18 protein-coding genes are annotated in these 16,078 nt (G+C 74.7%); 13 read left to right on the top strand and 5 right to left on the bottom strand.

Features of this window, described 5'->3' with window-relative positions:
* The first annotated feature begins 48 nt into the window (after positions 1-48).
* The 10 genes from KPL57_RS03680 (at position 49) to KPL57_RS03635 (ending at position 9,116) form a co-directional block, all read left to right on the top strand.
* On the top strand, positions 49-1,392 hold the full coding sequence (locus tag KPL57_RS03680; protein ID WP_226350461.1) for an MFS transporter: 1,344 nt from the start codon (positions 49-51) through the stop codon (positions 1,390-1,392).
* Positions 1,389-2,453: an aromatic ring-hydroxylating dioxygenase subunit alpha gene (locus KPL57_RS03675; protein ID WP_226350460.1), complete on the top strand. Its 1,065-nt coding sequence runs from the start codon at positions 1,389-1,391 to the stop codon at positions 2,451-2,453. The genes KPL57_RS03680 and KPL57_RS03675 overlap by 4 nt, the downstream gene beginning before the upstream one ends.
* The gene (locus KPL57_RS03670) at positions 2,450-2,641 is read left to right on the top strand and encodes a hypothetical protein (protein WP_226350459.1); all 192 of its coding nucleotides are present in this window, start codon (positions 2,450-2,452) and stop codon (positions 2,639-2,641) included. Before KPL57_RS03675 ends, KPL57_RS03670 begins: the two co-directional genes overlap by 4 nt.
* Positions 2,638-3,579, top strand: a complete 942-nt coding sequence (locus KPL57_RS03665; protein WP_226350458.1) for a PDR/VanB family oxidoreductase — start codon at positions 2,638-2,640, stop codon at positions 3,577-3,579. The genes KPL57_RS03670 and KPL57_RS03665 overlap by 4 nt, the downstream gene beginning before the upstream one ends.
* A gap of 27 nt (positions 3,580-3,606) precedes the next feature.
* The gene (locus KPL57_RS03660) at positions 3,607-4,203 is read left to right on the top strand and encodes a phosphoribosylanthranilate isomerase (protein ID WP_226350457.1); all 597 of its coding nucleotides are present in this window, start codon (positions 3,607-3,609) and stop codon (positions 4,201-4,203) included.
* A 68-nt stretch (positions 4,204-4,271) separates the two neighbouring features.
* Positions 4,272-5,027 (top strand): SDR family oxidoreductase, encoded by a 756-nt coding sequence (locus tag KPL57_RS03655; RefSeq protein WP_226350456.1) that lies wholly within the window; start codon positions 4,272-4,274, stop codon positions 5,025-5,027.
* Positions 5,027-6,169: a CaiB/BaiF CoA-transferase family protein gene (locus KPL57_RS03650; RefSeq protein WP_226350455.1), complete on the top strand. Its 1,143-nt coding sequence runs from the start codon at positions 5,027-5,029 to the stop codon at positions 6,167-6,169. The genes KPL57_RS03655 and KPL57_RS03650 overlap by 1 nt, the downstream gene beginning before the upstream one ends.
* Complete coding sequence (locus KPL57_RS03645; protein WP_226350454.1) at positions 6,166-6,807, top strand: GntR family transcriptional regulator; 642 nt, start codon at positions 6,166-6,168, stop codon at positions 6,805-6,807. Before KPL57_RS03650 ends, KPL57_RS03645 begins: the two co-directional genes overlap by 4 nt.
* Before the next feature lie 10 nt (positions 6,808-6,817).
* Positions 6,818-8,008, top strand: coding sequence for an alpha-amylase family glycosyl hydrolase (locus tag KPL57_RS03640; protein ID WP_226350453.1), 1,191 nt, complete (start codon positions 6,818-6,820; stop codon positions 8,006-8,008).
* A 220-nt stretch (positions 8,009-8,228) separates the two neighbouring features.
* Entirely contained in the window at positions 8,229-9,116 is an 888-nt protein-coding gene (locus tag KPL57_RS03635) for a hypothetical protein (protein ID WP_226350452.1), read from the top strand.
* Position 9,117: 1 nt separating this feature from the next.
* On the opposite strand, the gene KPL57_RS03630 is transcribed toward KPL57_RS03635, so the two are convergent.
* The 4 genes from KPL57_RS03630 to KPL57_RS03615 all read right to left on the bottom strand — a co-directional run bounded on the left by KPL57_RS03630 (position 9,118) and on the right by KPL57_RS03615 (position 12,171).
* Positions 9,118-9,882: a MerR family transcriptional regulator gene (locus KPL57_RS03630; RefSeq protein ID WP_226350451.1), complete on the bottom strand. Its 765-nt coding sequence runs from the start codon at positions 9,880-9,882 to the stop codon at positions 9,118-9,120.
* A gap of 41 nt (positions 9,883-9,923) precedes the next feature.
* Positions 9,924-11,192 carry an HNH endonuclease signature motif containing protein gene (locus tag KPL57_RS03625; RefSeq protein WP_226350450.1) on the bottom strand — a complete coding sequence of 423 codons (1,269 nt, stop codon included), beginning with the start codon at positions 11,190-11,192 and terminating at the stop codon, positions 9,924-9,926.
* A gap of 154 nt (positions 11,193-11,346) precedes the next feature.
* Complete coding sequence (locus tag KPL57_RS03620; RefSeq protein WP_226350449.1) at positions 11,347-11,895, bottom strand: DUF305 domain-containing protein; 549 nt, start codon at positions 11,893-11,895, stop codon at positions 11,347-11,349.
* A gap of 63 nt (positions 11,896-11,958) precedes the next feature.
* The gene (locus KPL57_RS03615) at positions 11,959-12,171 is read right to left on the bottom strand and encodes a hypothetical protein (protein WP_226350448.1); all 213 of its coding nucleotides are present in this window, start codon (positions 12,169-12,171) and stop codon (positions 11,959-11,961) included.
* 249 nt (positions 12,172-12,420) lie between these two features.
* On the opposite strand from KPL57_RS03615, the gene KPL57_RS03610 reads away from it, so the two are divergent.
* From KPL57_RS03610 to KPL57_RS03600, 3 genes are all read left to right on the top strand, one after another.
* Entirely contained in the window at positions 12,421-12,702 is a 282-nt protein-coding gene (locus KPL57_RS03610) for a metal-sensitive transcriptional regulator (protein WP_226350647.1), read from the top strand.
* 22 nt (positions 12,703-12,724) lie between these two features.
* On the top strand, positions 12,725-12,928 hold the full coding sequence (locus tag KPL57_RS03605) for a heavy-metal-associated domain-containing protein (protein ID WP_208821024.1): 204 nt from the start codon (positions 12,725-12,727) through the stop codon (positions 12,926-12,928).
* A gap of 194 nt (positions 12,929-13,122) precedes the next feature.
* A complete protein-coding gene (locus KPL57_RS03600; protein WP_226350646.1) occupies positions 13,123-15,315 on the top strand; it encodes a cation-translocating P-type ATPase in 2,193 nt (730 codons plus the stop codon).
* Here KPL57_RS03600 and KPL57_RS03595 read toward each other — a convergent pair.
* Complete coding sequence (locus KPL57_RS03595) at positions 15,272-16,072, bottom strand: ANTAR domain-containing protein (RefSeq protein ID WP_226350447.1); 801 nt, start codon at positions 16,070-16,072, stop codon at positions 15,272-15,274. The genes KPL57_RS03600 and KPL57_RS03595 overlap by 44 nt on opposite strands.
* Positions 16,073-16,078: the final 6 nt, after the last annotated feature.

Raw genomic sequence — 16,078 nt, 5'->3', positions numbered from 1 at the left:
CATCCTCGCTGCACCACCACGACCGCGCGGCGACGACGGAGTCCCACCATGCGCCCACCCCCCGCGGCGGACACCGTCCGCCGTCTGCTCGACGACGCACCGATGTCCCGCCACCAGTGGGGCGCGGTCGCGGCGTGCGTCCTGCTCAACGTCCTCGATGGCTTCGACGTGCTGGTCATGGCCTTCACGGGCCGCTCGGTCGCCACCGAGTGGGGGCTGTCCGGCAGCCAGCTCGGCCTTCTCCTGTCCGCGGGCCTGGTCGGCATGGCCGCCGGGTCGGTCCTCATCGGACCGTGGGCGGACCGGGTCGGGCGACGGCCGGTCGTGCTGGGCTGCCTCGTCGTCGCGGGGCTGGCGATGCTGGGCTCGGCGGCGGCGCAGTCCCCCGGCCAGCTCGGCGCGCTGCGGCTGGTCACCGGGCTCGGTGTCGGCGGCATCCTCGCCACCAGCAACGTCGTCGCCGCCGAGTACGCCTCGGCCCGCTGGCGGGGGCTCGCGGTCAGCCTGAACTCCACCGGCTACGCGATCGGGGCCGTCCTCGGCGGCGTGCTCGCGGCCACGCTGATCGGGCAGTTCGGCTGGCGGTCGGTGTTCCTCGCCGGGGGTCTGGCCACCCTGGCCGCGGTCCCGCTGGTCTGGTGGCGGCTGCCGGAGTCCCTGGACTTCCTGCTCGTGCGCCGCCCGGCCGGGGCGCTGGAGCGGGTCAACGCGCTGCTGGCGCGGATGGGGCACGCGGCGCTGCCCGCCCTCCCCGACGGCGCCCCGGTGCGGACCGGCGTCGCCGCGGGGTACGGGGCGCTGCTGCGCCCGGCGCTGCGGCGCACCACGGTGCTGCTCTGGGTCAGCTTCTTCTGCGTGATGGCCGGGTTCTACTTCGTCACCAGCTGGACGCCGACCCTGCTCGTCGAGGCCGGGCTCTCCCCGGACGCGGGCATCGCCGGCGGCACCCTGCTCAACGTCGGCGGCATCTTCGGCGCCGCCGGGCTCGGCCTGCTCGCCGCCCGGTTCGCGCTGCGGCACGTGCTCGCCGGGTACCTGCTGGCCACCGCGGTGCTGCTGGCCGTGTTCATCACCAGCACCTCCTCGCTCGCGGTGGCGTTCGTCGTCGCCGCGCTGGTCGGGCTGTTCGTCAACGGCTGCGTCGCCGGGCTGTACGCGATGGCACCGACCTCCTACGGCGCCGACGTGCGCACCACCGGCGTCGGCACCGCGCTCGCGGTCGGCCGGTCCGGGGCGATCCTCGCGCCGACCCTGGCCGGGGCGCTGCTCGACGGCGGCGCCACCCCGCAGTCGCTCTACCTGCTCTTCGCGGCCGTGTTCGTCGGCGCGGCCGCCCTCGTCCTGCTGCTCCGCCGATCCGGCACCCCCACCACCCAGGGAGTCCCCGCATGAGCTCGATCCCCCGCGACCAGTGGTACGTCGCCGCCTACTCCGCCGAGATCGGCCGCGAGCTGTTCGGCCGCACGATCTGCGACGAGCCGATCCTGTTCTGGCGCACCGAGGCCGGCCAGGTCACCGCGCACGCCGACCGCTGCGTGCACCGCCGGTTCCCGCTGTCCCAGGCCCCGAGCCGGCTCGTCGGCGACACCGTCGTCTGCGGCTACCACGGCTTCACCTACGGCGCCGACGGCAGGTGTGTGGCGGTGCCGGGGCAGAACCGGGTGCCACGCACGGCCCGGCTGGCGGCCTACCCCGTCGTCGAGCAGGACTCGCTGATCTGGGTCTGGATTGGCGACCCGGAGCTCGCCGACCCGCTGCGCATCCCCCGCGCGACCTACCTCGACGACGCCGCGTGGACCACGGTGCGCGGGATGGAGCCGCTGGCCGCCCGGTTCTCGCTGCTGGTGGACAACCTGCTCGACCTGTCGCACGAGACCTACCTGCACGGCGGCTACATCGGCACCCCCGAGGTCGCGGCCACCCCGATCTCCACCGAGGTCGACGAGGACGCCGGCGTCGTCTACGTCTCCCGGCACATGGCCGACGCCGAGTGCCCGCCGTTCTACGAGCGCTCCACCGGCCTGTCCGGGCGGATCTCGCGCTGGCAGGACATCGAGTACACCCCGCCGTGCCTGTACAAGCTGCACTCCCGGATCGCGCCGGTCGGCTCGGTCCCGCACCCCGACGGCTCCGACCCCGACGCCTTCCACGTGGAGGTCGTCTACGCGATCACCCCGGAGACCGAGCACTCCACACACGACTTCTGGATGGTCGCGCGCGACTTCGCCCTCGACGACGTCGAGGTCTCGGCGTTCCTCGCCGAGCAGAACCGCACCGTCGTGCTGCAGGACGTCGAGGCGCTCGACGTGCTGGAGAAGGTGATCGCGACCGAGCCGGCGGGCTACCAGGAGCTGTCGGTCAACATCGACACCGGCGGGCTCGCCGCACGCCGGATGCTCGCCCGGATGGCCGGTTCGGCACCGGCGGTCCCGTCCCCGGCGCCCGCCCGGTGAGCGCGATCCCCGAGGCCCCGCCCGTCCTGCACGGGCACCGTGTCCAGCGCATCCACTGGGTGCTGGGCACCGACCTGCTGCGCGCGGTGTGCCACTGCGGCGCCGAACGCGTCTTCGACGACCCGGTGCCGCTGTGGGACTGGCTGCTGGGCTGCCCCGAGGACCACGAGACCTGGAGTACGTCGTGACCGAACCCGAGCTGCACCTGGTGGTGGAGAAGAAGGAGCTCCTCGCCGACGACGTCGTGCTGCTGACCCTGCGCGACCCGTCCGGCGCCGAGCTGCCGGAGTGGACGCCCGGTGCGCACCTCGACCTCGTCCTGACCGCGGACCTCGTCCGGCAGTACTCGCTGTGCGGGGACCCGGGCGAGCGCTCGGTCTACCGGGTCGCGGTGCTGCGCGAACCCGCCGGGCGGGGCGGCTCGGCGCACGTGCACGACGTCGTCGCCGAGGGCGACACGGTGCTGGTCCGCGGGCCGCGCAACCGGTTCGCACTCGTCGACGCCCCGGGCTACGTGTTCGTCGCCGGCGGGATCGGCATCACCCCGCTGGTCCCGATGATCGCGGCGGCGCACGCCGCGGGCGCGGACTGGCGGCTGGTCCACGGCGGGCGCAGCCGGGCGTCGATGGCGTTCAGCGAGCTCGCCGGGCGTCACCCCGACCGGGTGGCCCTGGTGCCGCAGGACGAGGCCGGGCTGCTCGACGTCGCCGGGATCGTGGCCGCGGCCGCCGGGCGACCCGTGTACTGCTGCGGCCCGGAGGGACTGCTCGCCGCCGTCGAAGCCGAGGGGGAGCGTCTCGGCGTGCCGGTGCACGTGGAACGGTTCTCCGCCCGGCCCGGCGCGCTCGACGGCCCGGACGAGGCGTTCGAGGTGGAGTTGTCGGGGTCGGGGACGGTCGTCGCCGTCCCGGCGGGCTGTTCGATCCTCGACGCCCTGGAGGGCGCCGGGATCGCGACGCTGTCCTCGTGCCGGGAGGGGACCTGCGGGACCTGCGAGACCGGGGTCCTCGCCGGCGAGCCGGACCACCGCGACTCGCTGCTCACCGAGGAGGAGCAGGCGTCGAACGAGGTGATGATGCTGTGCGTGTCGCGGTCCCGGTCGCCGCGGCTGGTGCTCGAGCTCTGAGCCCGGGCGCCCCGTAGGGTCGGGCGCGTGTTCGTCAAGGTGTGCGGGCTGCGGACCCCCGGTGACGTCGACGCGGCCGTGGCCGCCGGCGCCGACGCGGTCGGGTTCGTCGTGTACCCGCCGAGCCCCCGCCACGTCGACCCGGCCGACCTCGGCGCGCTCGTCGCCCGGGTGCCGGACGGCGTGCGGTCGGTGGTCGTCGTCGCCGACCTGCCCGCCGACCGGGCCGCGGCGGTGACCGCCGACGCCGGCGCCGACGTGCTGCAGCTGCACGGCCGCTACACCCGCGACGACTTCACCGCGGCCGCCCGCGCGCCGATCACCCTGTGGCGGGCGACCTCGCTGGCCCACGACCCCGACCTCACCGTGGGCCTGTACGGCGAGGACGTGCTGCTGCTCGACTCCCCCGTCGCCGGGTCCGGCGAGCGCTGGGACGCCGAGGCGCTCGACCCGAAGCCGGACGGGCCGTGGTTGCTCGCGGGCGGGCTGGACCCGGACACCGTCGCCACCGCGGTGCGCCGGGTCCGTCCCTGGGGCGTCGACGTCTCCAGCGGCGTCGAGTCGTCCCGCGGCGTGAAGGACCACGCCCGCATCCGCGACTTCGTCGCCGCCGCCCGGGCGTGATGCACGATCCTCACGGATGATGCATGATCCGTGAGGATCAGGCATCGTCTCGACGTCGAGGAGCCGTCATGGCCGCGGGCGCACTGCAGGGCAAGGTCGCGATCGTCACCGGAGGGGCGTCCGGCATCGGCCGGGCCACGGCCGGGCGGTTCGTCGAGGAGGGGGCGTCGGTCGTCGTCGCCGACCTGGACGGGGAGGCGGCGGAGCGCGCCGCCGCCGAGCTCGGTGAGCGGGCGGTCGGACTCCGGGTCGACGTCACCGACGCCGCGGCGAACGCCGCTGCCGTCGAGCGGGCCGAGGCCGCGTTCGGCCGTCTGGACCTGCTGTCCTGCAACGCCGGGCTCACCGGCTTCCCCGTCCCCGCGCTCGACGCCGACCCCGAGGAGTTCTCGGCGATCTTCGACGTCAACGTGAAGGGCGTCTGGCTCGGTGTGCGCGCCGCGGTGCCCGCCATGCGGCGCACCGGCGGCGGCGCGGTCACGATCACCGGGTCGGTGATGGGCGAGCGGACCCGTCCCGGGTTCGGCGCCTACGCCTCGTCGAAGGCAGCCGCCAACCACCTCGCCCGCACCCTGGCCCTGGAGCTGGCGCCCGACATCCGGGTCAACTGCCTGGCCCCGGTCGCCACCGACACCCCGATGCTGCCGAAGTTCCTCGGCACCGACGACCCCGAGGCGGCTCGCGAGCGCTTCGTCGCGGGCATCCCGCTGGCCCGGCTCGCGGAGGCGGGCGACGTCGCCGACGCCGCGGTGTTCCTCGCCTCCGACGCCGCCGCGTTCCTGACCGGCGTCGTCCTGCCCGTCGACGGCGGGCGGAGCATCTGATGACACTCCCCCTGGAGGGACTGCTCGTCGTGTCCTGCGAGCAGGCCGTCGCCGCACCGCTGGCGACCCGGCACCTCGCCGACCTCGGCGCCCGCGTCATCAAGATCGAACGCGAGGGCTCGGGCGACTTCGCCCGCGACTACGACGAGACCGTCCACGGCATGTCCAGCCACTTCGTGTGGCTGAACCGATCCAAGGAGTCGGTCACCCTCGACCTCAAGTCCGACGACGGCCGCGCCACGATGCTGCGGCTGCTGGAACGGGCCGACGTGTTCGTGCAGAACTTCGCCCCGGGTGCCGCCGAGCGGCTCGGGCTCGGTGCCGCGGCGCTGCGCGAGCGGTACCCGCGGCTGGTGACCTGCTCGATCTCCGGCTACGGCTCGTCCGGCCCGTACCGCGACGCCAAGGCCTACGACCTGCTCATCCAGTCCGAGGCCGGGCTCGTCTCGATCACCGGGACCGAGGACGCGCCGGCGAAGAGCGGCATCCCGGCCGCCGACATCGGTGCCGGCATGTACGCCTTCTCCGGCATCCTGTCCGCGCTCTACGAGCGGGAACGCACCGGGCAGGGCACCGACCTCGAGGTCAGCCTGTTCGACTCGCTGGTGGAGTGGATGGGCTACCCGCTCTACTACGCCGGCTACGGCGGCACCGCCCCGAAGCGGACCGGCACCAGCCACGCCGCGATCGCCCCGTACGGCACGTTCTCCGCCGGCGACGGCACCGACGTCGTCCTGTCGATCCAGAACGAACGCGAGTGGGCGACGTTCTGCGAGGTCGTGCTGCGCCGCCCGGAGGTCGCGACCGACCCGCGGTTCGCGAGCGGCCGGGCCCGGGTGGAGAACCGCCCCGACCTGCACGCCGAGATCGACACCGTGCTCACGGGCCTGACCGGCGACGAGCTCGTCGCGCGGCTGGTCCAGGCGCGGGTCGCGCACGCCCGGCAGCGCGAGGTCGGGGAGGTCCTGGAGCACCCGCAGCTCGCCGCGCGCGACCGGTGGACCGAGGTCGGCAGCCCGGTCGGGCCGCTGCGCGCACTGCAGCCGCCGATCACCGTCGCCGGACGGACCGCGCGGATGGACCCGGTCCCGGCCGTCGGCGAGCACACCGCGGCCGTCCTCGCCTGGCTCGACGAGCGGTGAGCACCAAGCGGGACCGGATCGTCGACGAGCTACGCCGCGACATCCTCGGCGGCGGCCTCGCCCGCGGGACGCCGCTGCGTCAGGACGAGCTGGCCCGCCGGTTCGGCGCGTCCATCACCCCGGTCCGCGAGGCGCTGAGCCTGCTGTCCGCGGAGGGGCTGGTCGTCGCCGAGCACCACCGCGGGGTGCGGGTCGCCGGCGTCGACGTGGACCGGGTGACCGCGACCTACGTGGTGCGCCGGCTCACCGAGGCCTACGCGGTCCGCCGCGCGACGCCGCGGGTCTCGCGGCACGACCTCGCCCGGGCCCGCGCCGTCCTCGACCACCCCGCCGACGACCCGGCCGCCGCCCGCGAGCGGAACCGCGAGTTCCACTTCCTGCTCTACGACCGGTGCGGCGTGCCCGCGCTGCCGGAGCGGATCGCCGCGCTGTGGCAGGCGTTCCCGTGGGACCTGACCCTGCACGACGACGACCGCGCCGCAGCCTCGGCCGCCGAGCACCGGGCGATCCTCGACGCGGTGACCGACGGCGACGCCGACCGGGCCGCTGCCGCGACCGAGGAGCACGTGGCGGGCGGGTTCGCCTCGCTGCTCCGCGCGCTCGGCGGGGCGCGGGCCGGGGACCCGTTCGACGACTAGGGTCGCGCGGATGGACTGGGTACGGCACGCGATCTGGTGGCACGTGTACCCGCTGGGGTTCACCGGGGCCCACCCCGACCGCGGCGACGGCGCGGACCACTCGCTGCGGCGGATCATCGGCTGGCTCGACCACGCCGTCGCGCTGGGGGCGAACGGGCTCCTGCTCGGCCCGGTGTTCGCCTCGGCCACCCACGGCTACGACACCACCGACCACCTGCGGATCGACCCGCGCCTGGGCTCGGACGCCGACTTCGACGCGCTCGTCGCCGAGGCGAAGGGACGCGGCCTGCGGATCCTGCTCGACGGCGTGTTCAACCACGTCGGCCCCGAGCACCCGCGGCTGCTCGCCGCCCGCGCCGACCCCGGCGGGCCGGACGACGCCTGGTTCCGGCACACCGACGACGGGGAGATCGCCGTCTTCGAGGGCCACCCCGGCCTGCACACCCTCGACCACGACAACCCCGCGGTCCGCGACCACGTCGTCGAGATCCTCTGCCACTGGCTCGACCGCGGCGCCGACGGGTGGCGGCTCGACGCCGCCTACACCGTTCCCGACGACTTCTGGGCCGACGTGCTCCCCCGCGTCCGCGAGCGCCACCCGGATGCCTGGTTCCTCGGCGAGGTCATCCACGGCGAGCACGACGCGATCACCGCCGCCACCACGATCGACGCGCTCACCCAGTACGAGCTGTGGAAGGCGATCTGGTCGAGCCTCAACGACGGCAACCCGCACGAGCTGGCGTGGGCGCTGCAGCGCCACGACCGGTTCGTCGCCGCCGCGGTGCCGAACACCTTCGTCGGCAACCACGACGTCACCCGGCTCGCGTCGCAGCTGCACGACCGCCGCCACATCGAGCTGGCCGTCGCCGTGCTCTGCACCGTCGGCGGCACCCCCTCGGTCTACGCCGGCGACGAGCTCGGCCTCACCGGGGTCAAGGAGGAGCGGGCCGGCGGCGACGACGCGGTCCGCCCCGAGTTCCCCGCCGACGGGTCCCTCCCCTCCGGCGCCGACCCGCACGTCCTGGCCGTGCACCAGGAGCTGATCGGGCTGCGCAGGCGCCACCCCTGGCTGTACGACGCGCGGACCGAGGTGGCCGAGGCCACCGACGACCGGCTCGTCTACGTCAGCCACGGCGACGGCGGCGCGCTGCGGGTCACCCTCGACTACGCCGCGGGCACCTGGGACGTCCAGGACGCCTGACCACCTCGGCAACAGGTGGATCACGGTTGATCCTTCCGGCCGAGCGGCCCGCCACTCGCAGCACCGCGACGGCCGGTGGTCGCGGACCGGCCCCACGCGGACAACCCGATCCGTACGGTCGATCACGGAACGGTCACGGTCCTGATCCCCAGCAGGACCCGCGCGCCCCGCTCCCCAGGCACACGGGCGCAGCCGTCTCCGACGAGGAAGGACGCCCTGCGTGCCGAGGAACATCCCCGGCTCCGTGGCGGCCCGGCGCTCCCCGAGCCGGACCGACCCGAGCCGACCCCTGCCGTCGACGACCGTCGTCACCCGTGACGTCGGCCCGGAGCGGGGCGGGAGGCACCGCCGCGCGGGGCGGGCCCGCACCCTGCAGGCACTCACCTCCGCGCTCGCCGGTGGCGGCCTCGTCGCCGCGCACGCCGCGACGGGCGGTGGACTCCCCCGGGTCGACGACCTCGCCCTGCAGGCGTTCAGCACCCCGGCCGCGGACGCCTCGCTCACCGAGGCGGCCTCGGCCACGCCGTCGGCGCACGCCGGCGCGGCCCGGTCGCTGGCCGAGCCGCCGCCCCCGGTCGACGTCGACGCGATCGTCGGCGCTGCGGACGGTGCGGTCGGCTCCGCGGTGAAGGCCCGCGACGAGGCGCGCGAGCGCGCCCGTGCCGCCGCCCGCGAGGCACGGGAGGCGGCCGCGCGCGCCGCCGACTCCGCGCGGTCCTCGGCCGGGAGCTCCGGCGCCCCCTCGGGCGGCGGCCCGACCGGGTCCACCACGTGCGCCCTGGGCACCGCGGGCATGGAGGGCGTCGCCGCGAACGTGGCGACGGCCGGGGAGAAGCTGCGCTGCCTGTTCGGCGTCGACTCCGTGCTGGGCATCGGCAGCCGCGGCAACGCCTCCGACCACCCCAGCGGCAAGGCTCTGGACTTCATGGTCGACAAGGCGACCGGCGACCGGCTCGCCGCCTACGCCAAGCAGAACTGGGACGACCTCGGGATCTCCTACATCATCTGGCAGCAGCGCATCGACACCGGCAGCGGCTGGAAGGCCCAGGAGGACCGGGGCGGGGCGACGGCGAACCACATGGACCACGTGCACATCTCGTTCACCTGAGTCACGGCTGCTCCAGGCGCTCCGCCGCGTACACGGCGATCGCGTCGCGCAGGTAGCCGCTCAGCCCGGCGCCGTGCGCGTCGATCTGCCCGGCGAAGCGCGGGTCGTCGGCGTAGAGCTCGCCGAGCCCGGTGTAGGCCTCGCGAGCCGGCACCCAGAACCGGCTCACCCAGCGATGGTGGTCGGCGACGATCTCCTGCACCGACGGCGCGTCGACCGGGTCCCCGGCGGAGCGTGCCGTGGCGAGCCGGCGCAGGACCGACTCCCAGTCCGCGGTCAGCTCCGTTGCGTCGGCGCGTGTCCAGTCGGCGACGCGTTCCTGGACGGCGACGGCGTCGGCGCCCCAGCGGTCCCGGGCCTCGGCCCCGTGCGGGTCGTCCCGGAATGCCTCGAACATCTCCTCGGCGGTCATCTCGCCTCTCCCCTCTCGTTCTCCGATGGATCGTGCGACGGTGTCGGCGAGCCGGCGCAGGCGCGCGATCTCGTCGAGGAGCCGCCCGTGGTGGACACGCAAGGCGTCCACCTCCGCGGCGTCCGACCCGGTGTCGAGCACCGCGGTGATCTGCGGCAGGCCGAGTCCGAGCTCCCGTAGCAACAGCACGTGCTGCAGCCGACGCAGCTGCGTCCGGCCGTAGAGGCGCCGTCCACCCGGGCCGGTCCCGGCCGGGGGCACGAGTCCGATGTGGTCGTAGTGGCGCAGGGTGCGTGAGCTGACCCCGGCCAGGCGAACCACGTCGTCGGTGCTCCAGCAGGGCTCGTCCGTCATGGGAGCGACGGTAGAAGTTGACGTAGCGTCAACCGCAAGTGTCAGTCCGGTCCGCGGTAGGTGTGCCCGGTCGGCGTGGTGGTGACGACGGCCCCGTCGGGGGCCCGGGCGATGTGCCATCCGGGTTGTTCGCGGACGTGGTTGTGGAACTCGCAGACTCCGCGCCCGTTCTCCAGCTCCGTCCGCCCACCGTCGGCATCCCGCTGGATGTGGTCGACGTGACGGACGGGTGCGTCGCAGTAGGGCTCGGTGCACCGGTTCTGCGCCCTGGCTTTGACCAGGGTGGCGAGCAGGCCGGTGAAGGTGCGCTGTCGGGAGTCCCCGCCGATCACGATGCCCTGGTCGGTGAGCAGCCGGCGCAGGGACTTCGTCCCCTCGGATGTGGCGAGCAGATCGGCCGGCACCGGTCCGAAGCCGGGGATCTCCGCGGGGATCGGGGACTGCGGGTCGAGCAACGCCTGCACGGGCACGGTGACCTGCACTTCGAGGTTCACCGCGGTCGCGGTGGCCTGACCGGTCACCCGCTCCACGAGGGTGTCGGCCATCACCTGCCCGCGGGTGCGGGTCAGCGGCTGCGGGTCGACCTGGACCTCGACGAACGCCCTCTGCAGCGCGGCGAGGCAGGCGGCGCCCTGTTCGACCGGGACGTAGGCGGTCAGGTAGCTCATCGCGTCCGGCGCGGGCCGCAGGGTGACCCGGCGCTCGGCCTTGGCGGCGTGGACGCGGGCGCGGAACCGGTCGGGGGCGATCTCGGCGACCAGACGCCGGGTCATCGCCCGCAGCCGCCCGATCCCGTACCGGGTCAGGTCACGCACGGCGGCGAGCCGGGAGTCGACCCGCGCCCGCTGGGTGGTGTTCAGGTCGCGGCACTCGACGGCGATCGCGGACACCTTCGCCGCGCTGAGCTCGCCGGCTCGGTGCAGGCCGCGGATCCGGTCGAGCCCGGAGTGCAGGTCGCGGGCGTTCGCCGCCCGGGTGCGGGCCTCGGCGGTGGAGACCCGGCAGGCCAGCTGGATCTGGGCGACCACGCTGCGGTGGATCTTGTCGAAGTCGCTCCGGTCGTCGACGCGCCGGTTCTCGACGTGGGCCTGGGCGAAGGCACGGATCCGGCTCGCCTGCAGGGCGGCGAGGGAGGCCTGGAGCGACTCGATCTCCTGGATCTGGTCGACCAGCTCGGCCTCGGACAGCCCTTCGGTGTCAGTGGCGAGTGCCTGTTCGACATGGAACCGGAGCAGGGTGAGGTCACCGGAGGAGAACCCGTCGCCGGGCACGCCGGTGGCGTGGGCGGGTGGTTCCTGGGTCGCGGTCACACCATCAACGATACTCGAACGTGTGTTCGATCGCTAGTTTCCGTTCGCTAGTGCGAATTGCTGAGCTGGGACAACGGCGGGGCGCGGTCGACCGAACCGACCGCGCCCCGCCGACGCTGCCCACGGCCCGAGCCGTGCGGCGGCCGAGCCCACCTCAGCCCAGCAGCGCCCGCATCTCCGCGATCTCCGCCTGCTGCGCGTCGACGATCCGCTGCGCCAGCTCCCGGGCCCGCGGGTCCACCCCGGTATCGAGCTCCGCGCGGGCCATGGTCACCGCCCCCTCGTGGTGGGCGATCATCATCTCGAGGAACGACCGGTCGAACGCGGCGCCGGACGCGCGTCCCAGACCGGCCATCTGCTCGTCGGACATCATCCCGGCCATGTCGCCGTGACCGCCGTGATGGTCCGCGGCGGGTGCGGCGCCCCAGTCGGCCAAGAACCCCTGGAGCCGGCCGATCTCCGGGCCCTGGGCCGCCTCGATCCGGGCGGCGAGGTCGCGCACCCGGGCTCCGGCGCGGCCGTCGGCGAGCCGCGCCATCGCGACCGCCTGCTCGTGGTGCGGGATCATGCCCTGGGCGAAGGCGACGTCGGCGCTGCTCGACGAGGCCGCGGGCGGGGCGGACGCTCCCCCGCCGGCACAGCCGGTCAGGACGAGGGCAGCGGCCAGCGCCGTGGCGGCGAGCGCCACGTTAGTGCGTGTCATGTGTCGGTACTCCCGTGTCGTGGGTGCTCGGCGGCTCCGGCGCTCTCCCGCGCCGGAGGCCGGTCACGTCCGCGACACGCAGAGCAGCGCGAGCCGCCGTGGGACCGGGGGCGGGCGGGCCGTCGGTGCGGTCCGCGGGCGCCCCGGACCGGCCGGCCGGCGCGACGACGGCAGCGGCGCGAACCCGGACAGCAGCACCGCCGCGGCCAGGACGACCCCGGCCGCGAGCACGGCCAGGCACAGGTGCAGCAGGTGCGACGCCCCGTCGTGGGGCATGCCGTGCGGGTCGGGAGTCGACGACCCCTCCACCCGTGCGGGACCGAGGGTGCGGCGACCGCGGGAGCGTGGTGTACACCGGAGGGCGCGGGTGGCGCCGCGAGCGCGTGCATCCCCAGCAGCCCGAGCAGCACCGGCAGCACGAGCACGAGCAGCCGGGTCCGGTCCGTCACACCCCGGACGCTACAGCCCGGGTGGATACCGTTACCCCCTAGGGGTATGGTGACGGTGGACCCCGAGGAGGACGCGATGCCCGGCTACGCCGACACCAAGGACGCGCACGTCAAGCGGATGCGCCGGATCGAGGGCCAGGTCCGCGGCATCACCAGGATGATCGAGTCCGACAAGTACTGCATCGACGTACTGACCCAGGTCGCCGCGGTCAACAAGGCCCTCGAGGCCGTCGCGCTGGGTCTGCTCGACGAACACCTGAAGCACTGCGTCGCCGACGCCGCCACCGAGGGTGGCCCCGTCGCCGAGGAGAAGATCCGGGAGGCCAGCGCGGCGATCGCCCGGCTGGTCCGATCCTGACATCCGAACGGGAGAGAGCACGATGAGCACCGCCAGCTACACCGTCACCGGCATGACCTGCCAGCACTGCGTCGCCTCGGTCACCGAGGAGATCAGCGAGATCGCCGGCGTCACCGACGTGGCCGTCGACCTGCCGACCGGCGCCGTCACCGTCACCAGCGACGACGAGATCTCCCCCGACGCCGTCCGTGACGCCGTGCACGAGGCGGGCTACCAGCTCGTCTGAGCACCCCTGACCACCCACCCGGCGCGGGTCGCCACCGCCACCCGCGCCGGGTCACCCCCGGAGGACCGACCATGAGCGACACGTCCCCGGCCCACGGACCCGTCACCGCCCTGCCCCGCGCAGCCGCGACCGGGACCGTCGCCGAGAACGGCGCGGGCAGCACCGTCACCGAGATCGAGCTCGCCGTCGGCGGCATGACCTGTGCGTCCTGCGCCAACCGCATCGAGCGCAAGCTCAACAAGCTCGACGGCGTCACCGCCACCGTCAACTACGCCACCGAGAAGGCCCGGGTCAGCGCGCCCGGTGGGATCGGCATCGACACGCTCGTCGGGACCGTCGAGGCGGCCGGCTACACCGCCACCCCGCCGAGCGCGGAGGCCGACGAGGACCCCGAGCGCGACCTGCGCGACCTGCGGAACCGGCTCATCGGAGCCGCCGTGCTGTCGGTGCCGGTCGTCGTCGTCGCGATGACGCCCGCATGGCAGTTCGTCGGCTGGCAGTGGGTCTCGCTGCTGCTGACACTGCCGGTCTGGGGCTGGGCGGGCGCGCCGTTCCACCGCGCCGCCTGGACCAACCTGCGCCACGGCGCCGCCACGATGGACACCCTCGTCTCGATGGGGACGACGGCCGCGCTCGCCTGGTCGCTCTACGCGCTGTTCCTCGGCACCGCCGGGATGCCCGGCATGGTGCACCCCTTCGAGCTGACGATCTCGCGCACCGACGGCAGCGGGAACATCTACCTGGAGGTCGTCGCCGCGGTCGTCACGTTCGTGCTGGCCGGGCGCTACGTCGAGCTCCGCTCCCGCCGCCGGGCCGGTGCCGCGCTGCGCGCGCTGCTGCAGATGGGCGCGAAGGACGTGACGGTGCTCCGCGACGGCGCCGAGGTGCGCGTCGCCGTCGACGAGCTCGCCGTGGGCGAGGAGTTCGTCGTGCGCCCCGGGGAGAAGGTCGCCACCGACGGCGAGGTCGTCGACGGCCGCTCGGCGGTCGACGTCTCGATGCTGACCGGCGAGTCGGTGCCGGTCGAGGTCCGGGCCGGGGACACCGTCGTCGGCGGGTGCGTGAACTCCGGCGGGCGGCTCGTCGTGCGGGCCACCCGGGTCGGCTCGGACACCGCGCTCGCACAGATGGCGCGGCTGGTCGAGGAGGCGCAGAACGGCAAGGCCGAGGTGCAGCGCCTCGCCGACCGGATCTCCGCGGTGTTCGTGCCCGTCGTCGCCGTGATCGCCGCCGCGACGCTGCTGGTCTGGATCCTCACCGGCGCCGTCGCCTCGACCGCGTTCACCGCGGCCGTCGCCGTGCTGATCATCGCGTGCCCGTGCGCGCTCGGGCTGGCCACGCCGACCGCGCTGCTCGTCGGCACCGGGCGCGGCGCCCAGACCGGCATCCTGATCAAGGGGCCGGAGATCCTGGAGTCCACGCGCCGGGTCGACACCGTCGTGCTCGACAAGACCGGCACCGTCACCACCGGCACCATGGCGCTGACCGGCGTGCACACCGGCGACGGGACCGACGAGGCGACCGTGCTGCGCCTCGCCGGGGCGCTGGAGCGCGCCTCGGAGCACCCGGTCGCCGCCGCGATCGCCGGGGCGGCGGCCGAGCGGGTCGGTGACCTGCCCGCCGTCACGGACTTCACCAACCACGAGGGCCTCGGCGTGCAGGGCGTCGTCGACGGCCACGCCGTGCTCGTCGGCCGTCCGCGGCTGCTCGAGCAGTGGTCGGTCCCGCTGTCCGACGACCTCGCCGCGGTCGCCGCGGACGAGGCCGCGCGGGGCCGTACGACGGTCGCCGTCGCGTGGGACGGGGCCGCGCGTGCCGTGCTCGTCGTCGCCGACACCGTCAAGCCGACCTCGGCCGAGGCGATCGCGGAGTTCCGCAGGCTCGGGTTGCGTCCGGTGCTGCTCACCGGGGACAACCGGGCCGTCGCCGAGACCGTCGCCCGTGAGGTCGGCATCGAGCCCGGCCCGGACACCGTCATCGCCGACGTGCTGCCCGCGGACAAGCTCGCCGTGGTGGAGCGGCTGCAGGAGCAGGGCCGGGTCGTCGCGATGGTCGGCGACGGCGTGAACGACGCGGCCGCGCTCGCCCGGGCCGACCTGGGCCTGGCCATGGGCACCGGCACCGACGTGGCGATCGAGGCGTCGGACATCACCCTGGTCCGGGGTGACCTGCGGGCCGCGGCCGACGCCGTCCGGCTGTCCCGGCGCACCCTGGGCACGATCCGGGGCAACCTGTTCTGGGCGTTCGCCTACAACACGGCCGCGATCCCGCTGGCCGCGTTCGGGCTGCTCAACCCGATGATCGCGGGAGCGGCGATGGCGTTCAGCTCGGTGTGCGTGGTGCTCAACAGCCTGCGGCTGCGCCGGTTCCGCCCGCTGGCGGACTGACCCCCTCCGCCGTCGGGTCGCGGCTCAGGTGCTCGGCGATCGCGCGGAGCTTGATGTTGAGGTGCTGCGAGGCACGGGTGAGCCGGTCGAACGCCTGCTCCGAGGAGATCCCGTAGCGCTCCCGCAGGATGCCGATCGCCTCGCCGATCACCTGCCTGCTGCGGACCGCCTCCTGCAGGTTCTCCCGCGTACGCACCGCGTCGATCGCGACGGCGGCGTGCGCGGCCAGCACCGCGATCCGGTCCTGGGCGGCGGTGTCGAACGCGCCGGCGGCGCCGAAGACGTTCAGGGCGCCGGTGGTGCGCTCGTCGGTGAACAGCCGGGAGGCCACCACCGAGCCGATGCCGCGGCGCGCCGCGGCCGGGCCGAACCGGGGCCAGCGCCCGTCGTGCCCCAGGTCGGCCGACACGACGTTGCGGTCCGCGCCGATCGCCTGGAGGCAGGGGCCCTCGCCCAGCTCACGCTGCAGATCGTCGACGGTCCGGGCGCCCGGACCGGTGCACGCCGGGGTGGCGACCTTTCCGCCGGAGGTCAGCGTGAGCGTGGCGTGGGTGCAGCCCTCGACGAGCGCGGTGCACGCCTCGAGCACACGGTCGCACGCGTCGGCCGCGTCACGGGCCGCGTAGAGGTGACGCGACAGTCCGGCCATCGTCCGGGCCAGCTCCTCGGGCGCGCGCCCGGCGTCGTCGTCGGCGCGGAACTCCGACGACGCCCCCTCGGACAGGTCCTCGGTCCAGGAGGTCCGGCGTCCCGGCATCAGGCG

It is taken from the genome of Pseudonocardia sp. ICBG601 (genome assembly GCF_020496245.1).
Note: the sequence above shows the minus strand (reverse complement) of the source record. Positions and strands in the feature narration are given on the sequence as shown.

Bases quoted from the DNA above. Each gene is read 5' to 3' on its own strand.
- KPL57_RS03605 (WP_208821024.1), top strand. From the start codon at position 12,725: ATGAGCACCGCCAGCTACACCGTCACCGGCATGACCTGCCAGCACTGC.
- KPL57_RS03620 (WP_226350449.1), bottom strand. From the start codon at position 11,895: ATGACACGCACTAACGTGGCGCTCGCCGCCACGGCGCTGGCCGCTGCC.
- KPL57_RS03610 (WP_226350647.1), top strand. From the start codon at position 12,421: ATGCCCGGCTACGCCGACACCAAGGACGCGCACGTCAAGCGGATGCGC.
- KPL57_RS03630 (WP_226350451.1), bottom strand. From the start codon at position 9,882: ATGACGGACGAGCCCTGCTGGAGCACCGACGACGTGGTTCGCCTGGCC.
- KPL57_RS03600 (WP_226350646.1), top strand. From the start codon at position 13,123: ATGACCTGTGCGTCCTGCGCCAACCGCATCGAGCGCAAGCTCAACAAG.
- KPL57_RS03655 (WP_226350456.1), top strand. From the start codon at position 4,272: ATGGCCGCGGGCGCACTGCAGGGCAAGGTCGCGATCGTCACCGGAGGG.
- KPL57_RS03595 (WP_226350447.1), bottom strand. From the start codon at position 16,072: ATGCCGGGACGCCGGACCTCCTGGACCGAGGACCTGTCCGAGGGGGCG.
- KPL57_RS03675 (WP_226350460.1), top strand. From the start codon at position 1,389: ATGAGCTCGATCCCCCGCGACCAGTGGTACGTCGCCGCCTACTCCGCC.
- KPL57_RS03680 (WP_226350461.1), top strand. From the start codon at position 49: ATGCGCCCACCCCCCGCGGCGGACACCGTCCGCCGTCTGCTCGACGAC.
- KPL57_RS03650 (WP_226350455.1), top strand. From the start codon at position 5,027: ATGACACTCCCCCTGGAGGGACTGCTCGTCGTGTCCTGCGAGCAGGCC.
- KPL57_RS03640 (WP_226350453.1), top strand. From the start codon at position 6,818: ATGGACTGGGTACGGCACGCGATCTGGTGGCACGTGTACCCGCTGGGG.
- KPL57_RS03615 (WP_226350448.1), bottom strand. From the start codon at position 12,171: ATGCCCCACGACGGGGCGTCGCACCTGCTGCACCTGTGCCTGGCCGTG.